The 703-nt window shown below is 56.0% G+C and carries 1 protein-coding gene and 1 pseudogene; both read right to left on the bottom strand.

Translation table 11 applies throughout. The annotated features are described in order from the left end of the window. Positions 1–497, bottom strand: a 497-nt coding sequence (locus AC3A6M_RS24835) for a transposase family protein (protein WP_487855357.1), incomplete at its 3' end; no start/stop codon positions are given. Positions 498–502: 5 nt separating this feature from the next. Next, positions 503–703: pseudogene (locus AC3A6M_RS24830) on the bottom strand (hypothetical protein); the annotation flags it as partial.

The following is a 703-nucleotide window of genomic DNA, read 5'->3' as shown; positions in this document are numbered from 1 at the left end:
CGGGCCACTTCTTCGGTTTGCAAGGTGGCGTGGACATAGTGGCCGACGATCTTGCGCGAGAAGGCGTCCGTAATAAGGCTCAGGTACACGCATTGCTGCTGTGTAGGGATGTATGTGATATCGGCGACCCATAGTTGCTCAGCTCGCTGAGCTATCTTGATGGCGGTGCCCGGCTTGAGCAGATTAGGATGCTTGTAGAACCGATGAAAACTGTCGGTCGTCTTGTGGTACGCCCTGGCCCGAGCCACCAGCAGATGGAGGCGCTTCAACGTCGCGAACAAGGCGTCGCGCCCCAACTTGATGCCAGCAGTTGTAAAGCGGTTATGCAAGAGAAAGTGCAGCTTTCGCCCACCGATACGTGGTTGGCGTCGACGGACTTCGCGCACCAGTTCTTCCACTTTACTATCGCGTTCCAGTAAGGCCGCTTCAGCCCGGATTTGCTGGTAGTACGCCTGTCGGCTTAGGCCGATGAATTTGCATGCCTTGGCGAGACTCAAGCCTGCTACCTGTCTTTGCTCGATGACTCGCCTGAAGGCTTTTTTGGCAGCTTGGCCCCATACTCTTTTCGAATCACTTCCAGCATCGCTTCGAACAGCTGCGCCTTCTGGTTGGCGTCCTTGAGCTGCATTTCAAGATCCTTGATGCGCTGCTCTGGCGTCTGTGGTTTGGCTTGCTTGCTCACGGGATCGCTCCTGTGCCGGTT

Source organism: Telluria sp. Soil_C_11 (assembly GCF_057657395.1).
The sequence above is the reverse complement of the archived record's forward strand: the minus strand, read 5'-3'. Positions and strand labels throughout refer to the sequence as shown.